Origin of the sequence: Streptomyces sp. NPDC005722 (genome assembly GCF_040630935.1) — a bacterium.
Classification (GTDB): domain Bacteria; phylum Actinomycetota; class Actinomycetes; order Streptomycetales; family Streptomycetaceae; genus Actinacidiphila.
The window spans coordinates 41,974-49,218 of record NZ_JBEXYN010000055.1 but is presented as its reverse complement, the minus strand read 5'-3'; the positions used below and the strand labels follow the sequence as shown (position 1 = coordinate 49,218).

The following is a 7,245-nucleotide window of genomic DNA, read 5'->3' as shown; positions in this document are numbered from 1 at the left end:
CCGGCCGCACGCAGGTACGGCACCACATCGTCCCACGCCCACGATCCGAGTCGCGCACCTGCGATGAGTACGAAGTTCGCCATGGCTGCACCGTATCCGAGCGGCCCGACGACCGCTCCGGAAATTCTTTCGACGCACGCCCTGGTGCCGGCGGAGCCGCGGGCCGTCGGCCTCCACCGGCCGCCGGCCCGCGGTGGACGACGAGGGCGGGCGCGGAGTCCACTCCGCGCCCGCCCCTGTCGCCGTCGGTGGGTCAGGCGAGCAGTTCCACCTCCGCCAGGGTCGACTCGGCGTCCAGGACCAGGCGGTACTGGGTGTAGCCGTCCGGCTTCGGCACCGAGAAGGCCCGGGTCTGGCGGTCCCAGGTGAAGGACTCACCGGAGCGCCTGTCGAGGGTCTTCCAGTGCGTGCCGTCCGAGGAACCCTGGAGCGTCCAGCCGGTGGGGGCCTTGGCGCGGTCCGCGGACGAGGTCAGCGTGTACTGGACGGCCTTGGTGCGTCCGTCGACCGGGAGGTCGACGGTGGTGACCGCCGCGTCCGTCGCCGAGGTGTTGTCGAACAGCGCGCCGTCGCCCCTGACGGCGTCCGCGCGGGGCGTCGGCACCTCGTCGTCCTGGGTGATCGACTCCGGCGCGGCGTTCCTGCCGGTGCCCCACGACGAGGGCTTCGGGCCCATGTCGAACTCCAGGACCCCGCCCTTGGCGAGCAGCGAGTGCGGCAGCGAGCTGGACGTCCAGGAGCGGCCGTTGACCTTGAGCCCCTGCACGTACACGTTGCGCGTGCTGTTCTTCGGCGCCTTGACGACCAGGTCCTTCCCGTTCTCCAGGTGGACGGTCGCCTTGGTGAACAGTGGGGAGCCGATGGCGTACTCGCCGCTGCCCATCACCAGCGGGTAGAAGCCGAGCGAGGAGAAGAGGAACCAGGCCGACTGCTCGCCGTTGTCCTCGTCGCCGTGGTAGCCCTGCCCGATGTCGCTGCCGGTGTAGAGGCGGGAGAGCACCTCGCGGACGTTCTTCTGCGTCTCCCAGGGCCGGCCGGCCGCGTCGTACATGTACGTCACGTGGTGGGCCACCTGGTTGGAGTGGCCGTACATGCCCATGCGCACGTCCCGGGCCTCCGTCATCTCGTGGATGACGCCCCCGTAGGAGCCCACGAACTCCGGCGAGGCGGTCTCGGGGGTGGCGAAGTACTCGTCGAGCTTCTTCGCCAGGCCGTCACGGCCGCCGTACAGGTTGGCCAGGCCGCGGCTGTCCTGCGGGGCGGTGAAGGCGTAGCCCCAGCCGTTCGTCTCGGTGTAGTCGTAACCCCAGACCCGCGGGTCGTACTTCGCGGAGTCCACCCGCCAGTTCCCCTTGGCGTCACGCCCCTGGAAGAAGCCGGCCTGCGGGTCGAAGAGGTTGACGTACTCCTGGGCGCGGTTGAGGAAGTACGCGGACTCCTCCTTGTAGCGCTTCTTGCCGGTCTTCTCGTAGAGGGCCTTGCCCATCTCGGCGATGCCGTAGTCGTTGAGGTACCCCTCCAGCGCCCACGACAGGCCCTCGTGGGTGTCGGTGCTGGTGTACCCGAGGAAGGGCGAGGTGGTCATGCCCTTGCGGCCCACGCCCGACTGCGGCGGGACGACCGTCGCGTTCTTCACGGCCGCGTCGTACGCCGACTCGGCGTCGAAGTCCACACCCTTGACGTAGGCGTCGGCGAAGGCCACGTCCGAGGAGGTGCCCGTCATCAGGTCCGCGTAGCCGGGGGAGGACCAGCGCGAGGTCCAGCCGCCGTCCTTGTACTGCTGCACGAACCCGTCGACCATCTCGCCGGCCTGGCTCGGCGTCAGGAAGGAGTACGCCGGCCACGTCGTCCGGTAGGTGTCCCAGAAGCCGTTGTTGACGTAGACCTTGCCGTCCACGATCTTCGCGCCGGTCTGCGTCGGGGTGTCCGGGCCGGGCATCGGGGAGAACGGGGACGCGTACTGGTACTTCGAACCGACCTTCTCGAAGCCCGAGTTCGGGTACAGGTACAGCCGGTACAGGCTGGAGTAGAGCGTGGTCAGCTGGTCGGGCGTGGCGCCCTCGACCTCGACGCGGCCCAGGATCCTGTCCCACTGCTTCTGCGCGCGCGACTTCACCGTCTCGAAGGAGGTGCCCTGCGGGACCTCCTGGCGCAGGTTGTCCTTCGCCTGGTCGATGCTGATCAGCGAGGTGGCGAGGCGCAGCGAGACGGTGCGGTCCTCGCCCGCGTCGAAGCGCAGGTAGCCCTTCACGCCGCTCGACGTGCCCTCCGTGACGGGGGCGTCGAACTCGCCGTACAGGAACAGCCGGGTGGCGCCGGTGGACAGCCCGGACTTCACGTCGGAGTAGCCGGTGAAGGTGCCGGTCTCCTTGTCGAGCGTCAGGCCGGCCTGTTCGGTGACGTTGTCGAAGAGGACGCTCGCGTCGTCACCGGGGTAGGTGAAGCGCAGCACGGCAGCGTGGTCGGTCGGCGCCATCTCCGTCTTGAGGCCGTTCTCGAACGTCACGCCGTAGTAGTAGGGGCGGGCCGTCTCGTTCTCGTGCCGGAAGGGCAGTGCGCGTGCGCCGCGCGCCGTGTCCGGGGTGCCGGAGGCGGCGGACGGCATCACCTGGAAGGTCTGCCGGTCGCCCATCCAGGGGCTGGGCTCGTGGCTGGCGCTGAACGCCTGGATGGTCGGCAGGTTGTCCGAGTTGTTCGCCTTGGCGTAGTCGTACAGCCAGTTGAGGGTGCCCGCGTTGGTCACCGGCGTCCAGAAGTTGAAGCCGTGCGGGACGGCCGTCGCCGGGAAGTTGTTGCCGCGCGAGAAGCTGCCGCTGGAGTTGGTGCCGCGGGTCGTCAGCGCGTAGTCCGACTTGTGCGCCTTCGGCTTCTGCGGCGGCAGCTGCTTCAGTGACACGTCGTCCAGCCAGCCGCGGAACTTCGCCGGGCCCTCGGGGGAGTCGTACGCGACCACGATCCGGTCGACGGTCTTGCCGGCCGCGACCGACCCGATCCGCGAGACGACGTCGTTCCACTGGTTGACGTAGAGCACCTTGGCCGCGCCCTGCCCCTGCGGGGTGAGGGCGAAGCCGTGCTGGTCGGTGGCGCCCAGGCGGCTGAGGGAGGTGCCGTCGGTGAAGACCAGGTCGACCGAGACGTTGGTGGCGTCGTAGTCGCGGTCGCCGTCCGCCATCGAGGGGTAGATCCGGTACGACAGCGCGGTGTCCCGGCGGACGGGCAGGTCGACGTCGAAGACCTTGTTGTACGAGTAGGCCCGGCCGTCACCGGTGTGCCGGCCCGCGTAGCGCAGCGCGCGCGTACCGGTGAAGCCGGCGCCCGACTTCGCCGTCGGCGAGCCGCTCGGGCCGCGGTCGACGAGCGAGAGCATGTCCTGCGGGACGGGGTCGTCGGTGCTGCCCGTCGACAGCTGCAGGTCGGCGAGCTGGGTGATGCCCGAGGCGCCGTTGTTCCGGGTGATGTCGATCCGGAAGTGCTGGTACTCGGCGGGCTCCGCGAGGTCGTACGACTTCGTCTGGAAGCGCTCCGGGAAGGACTCACCGGAGCGCGTGTCCAGGGTCTTCCAGTCCTTGCCGTCGGTGGAGCCCTGCAGGGTCCAGTCCTTGGGGTCGCGCTCGGCCGCGTCGTTCGCGGACGTCAGCGCGTAGGTGACCACCTTCGCGGGGCCGTCGAGGTCGAACTCCACCCAGCCGGTGGGCTGGAAGACCAGCCACTTGGTGCCGGGCTCGGCGTCGACGAGGTTCTCCTTCACCTCGCCCGAGTCGGTGTACTCGCCGTTCGCGCGGAGGTCGGTGACGTGGTCGTTGAGGTTTCCGGGTATGCCGGTGCTGTAGCCACCGTCCACGCCCGAGGCCCGCTTGGACCCGTCCGCGGCGGTGTCCACGGTGTTGCGCCAGTCGGGCGCGGGTTCGCCCGACTCGAACGACGATGCGAAGGTGTCGACGTGCGGCTTGTGTTCGGGAACGGCGACCGCCGCTTGCTGTGTGGCCGCGGCCAGAGTGAAGGCGGTCGCCAAGACGACCGCCGACGAGCGCCATCTGTGCCGGGCAGCTCTCTGCTGCATATGCGCGAGCACCCCTTCTGCGCCTGGACAACGTTGTCAAGTTCGCTGTGCAAGGGCCAGTAGGGGGTCAAGGCACCAGTGGTGTCAAGGGTGTTGGTGTGACTTTCGGACCGGCTGGGTTCGCTTGTCCGGTCATGTCCCGGCCCGCCGAGCGGCGATGGGCCTTGGCGCGGTCCGGCGCTCCGGGGGCGTGCACAGGGATCGTCGAGCCGGCAACCGGGCGGAGGGCTGCCGGTGAAGCCGACCGGGAGCGGGGGAGACGACGCGTCACCACGTCCCTCCGGCAACCGGTTCCCGCACCCGCCGCAGGAACCGCCTGGTAGCCTGCGATCTTCGCCGGTCAGCCGGACGGAGTCCCCGGCAGGTGCCGATGTCCCGTTCCCAGTCGCTCCCGACCGCCCTCGACGCCCTCGACCGCGCCTTCGCCTCCGAGGAGCCCTTCCCCGTCACGGGGTGCCTGTACTGCTACGGGGAAGAGGACCTCGCGCTGCTCTCCGGGCCACTGCACCGCATATCCGAGGACCTGGTGTCCTCGGTCGCCGCGAAGACGCCGGACCACTGGGACGACTTCCCGCGTCTCTACCGTCGACTCGTCCCGCGCATCATCCGCCCGGTCGTCACCGGCCTGTCCGGCATCGATGAGGAACTCGTCGCCTCCCGCCTGGTCCAGGCGGGCTGGACCACCTGGGACGCACCCCTGACCGAAGCCCTCCGCGACGTCTGGGACACCTGGTGGCAGACCACCTTGCGCACCCACCCCGGCTCCGTGCCCGTCCGGACGGCCCTCGCCGTCGTCACCGTCGCGACCGGCGGCCTGTCCCTCTGGTTGGACACATGGACCGGCATCCGCACCGCGTCCGCCGACGCCCGACTGGCGGACCTCGTCGACGATGTGCTGTTCGAGTCCGAGTTCACCGATCTGAGCATGGGCTTCTACGGCGAGTACCACGCCACCGCGGAGCTGGTGGAGTGGCTGGTCACGGATGTTCGCGACCGTGTCGCCGACGCGCGTCCCGACGCCCTGTACCGCGTCGAGGCCTTCCGGACCGGCGCCCCGCACGCCGGATGAGCGTGGACGCGCGCCATGCGACGGCCGGGGCCCGGTCGGGACCGGGCCCCGGCGGCGGGCGTACGTCAGACCAGGTCGGGGCGCTGCCAGTCCTCGTCCAGCACGTGGTGCGCCAGGAAGTTCAGCACCGTGGCGTACCACAGGCGGACGTTGTTGGGCTTGAGGATCCAGTGGCCCTCGTCGGGGAAGTACAGGAACTTCGCCGGGACCCCGAACCGCGCCAGGTCGTTCCAGAGCGCCAGGCCCTCGCCGATCGGCACCCGGTAGTCCTTGTCGCCGTGGATCACCAGCATCGGCGTGGCGATCCGGGCGGCCCGCAGGTGCGGGGACTCCTGTTCGTACCGCTCGGTGGTGGCCAGCGGGTCGCCCTGCCGCCGCATCCAGTAGGCCGGGAAGTCGGTGACCTGCGCGAAGCTGTACATGTTCCACAGGCTCGCGTGCGTGACGATCGCCTTGAAGCGGTCGGTGCGGGTGGCGATCCAGTTGGCCATGTAGCCGCCGTACGAACCGCCCATCATCGCGGTGCGCGAGCCGTCCAGGTCGTCCCGCAGCAACGCCGCGTCGGTCAGGGCCATCACGTCGTCGTACGGCGCGCCGCCCCAGTGCGCCCAGCCGCGCTCGTGCATCCGCTGGCCGTATCCGGTGGACAGCGCCGGGTCCGGCAGCAGGACTGCGTAGCCCGCGGCCGCCGCGACCCACGGGCTCCAGCGCCAGTGCCAGGCGTTCCAGCTGGTCTGCGGGCCGCCGTGCACCCACAGCAGCAGCGGCGCCGGGGTGCCGGCGCCCGCGCCGTCCGGCAGCACCAGCCAGGCCCGCAGGGCCGTGCCGTCCGCGGCGGTGGTGTGCACCTCGGTGAGGCTGCCCGGCAGCGCCGTGTCCCGCCCGGGGCAGGGCAGCGGGACGGGCCGCTGCCCTGCCGTCGCCGCGTCCAGGCGCACCGGGAGCGGCGGGCTGTCCACGGCGGAGCGCAGCGCGTACACCGTGCCGCCGTCCGGGCTCACCACCACGTCCGAGTACGTACCGGACGCGGTCAGCGCGACCAGTTCGCCGCTGCCGGCCGAGAGCCGGAAGACCGGTCCGTGGCCGGCCTCGTCGGCGGTGAAGTACACCACCGGGGAGCCGTCCTGACCGGGCACCGGGGAGACGACCGGCGAGCCCGGCCACTGGTCGAAGCCGGGCAGCAGGTCGCGTCCGGCGTCCCGGTCGTCCGTGGCCCTCGCCAACCACAACGTGACGTCACCGGGGGCGTCCCAGGTGACCCGCCGCCGGCGGGCGCACACCACGTCCCGGCCGTCCGGGGTGAACGCCGGGGCGCCGAACTCCGCGTCGGGGTCCTCCAGCATCCGCAGCGGCTTGCCCGTCTCGGCGTCCGCGACGACGACCACACCGCGGAGCTCGTCGGGGAGGGTGCCGACGGCCGTCGCGTACGCGACCAGCGAGCCGTCGGGGGACAGCGCGACACCCTCGGCGAACGCGGCGCGGCGCGCGCCGCAGTCCACGGCGGCGGGCTCCTGCGCGGTGGCGTCCGCGACGGTGAACACGTGCGGGACGCCGGGGCCCAGGTCGTGGTCCCAGTACCGCACCGGCACCGACTCGTGCAGGATCGCCGTCACCTTGGCCTTGCGGCGTGCCTCGCGCAGCCGCTCGTCCTGCTCCGCGTCCGACGCGCCCGGCAGGAGGGAGGCGCCGAAGGCGATCCGGGAGGAGCCGGCGGCCGTCGTGTACTCGTCGATCCCGCCGGCCCTGGCCAGCAGTTGCCCCGCCTCGCCGCCGTCCGCCGGCAGGCTCCACAGCGCCGCCTCCTGCCGGTCCTCCTCGCCCTCGCCGGGGTCGGCGACCGGACGCGAGGACAGGAAGAGCAGCGTGCCGTCGGGCAGGAACCGGGGCGCGGACTCGCCGCGCCCGGAGCGGGTGAGGCGACGGGCCGGACGCTCCCCGGCCGGGTCCAGTTCCCACAGGGCTCCGATGAACCGGGTACGGTCGGCGGACAGCTCCTGGACCGCCGTCACCAGACGGGTCCCGTCAGGCGACAGCGCGAGCGATGAGACGCGGGGCAGCGCGAGGAACGCCGCCAGGTCGTGGAATGCAGTGGGTTCGGGCATGAGGATCATCCTGA

At 71.3% G+C, this 7,245-nt stretch carries 3 protein-coding genes and 1 pseudogene; 1 reads left to right on the top strand and 3 read right to left on the bottom strand.

Translation table 11 applies throughout. The annotated features are described in order from the left end of the window. Nucleotides 1–125: pseudogene (locus tag ABZ479_RS36855) on the bottom strand (alpha/beta hydrolase); the annotation flags it as partial. A gap of 128 nt (nt 126–253) precedes the next feature. After that, nucleotides 254–4,060 (bottom strand): GH92 family glycosyl hydrolase, encoded by a 3,807-nt coding sequence (locus tag ABZ479_RS36850; protein WP_500465620.1) that lies wholly within the window; start codon nt 4,058–4,060, stop codon nt 254–256. Nucleotides 4,061–4,430: 370 nt separating this feature from the next. On the opposite strand from ABZ479_RS36850, the gene ABZ479_RS36845 reads away from it, so the two are divergent. Continuing rightward, nucleotides 4,431–5,129, top strand: a complete 699-nt coding sequence (locus tag ABZ479_RS36845) for a hypothetical protein (protein WP_500465619.1) — start codon at nt 4,431–4,433, stop codon at nt 5,127–5,129. Nucleotides 5,130–5,194: 65 nt separating this feature from the next. On the opposite strand, the gene ABZ479_RS36840 is transcribed toward ABZ479_RS36845, so the two are convergent. Further along, nucleotides 5,195–7,231 carry a S9 family peptidase gene (locus ABZ479_RS36840; RefSeq protein WP_500465618.1) on the bottom strand — a complete coding sequence of 679 codons (2,037 nt, stop codon included), beginning with the start codon at nt 7,229–7,231 and terminating at the stop codon, nt 5,195–5,197. Between the last annotated feature and the right edge of the window lie 14 nt (nt 7,232–7,245).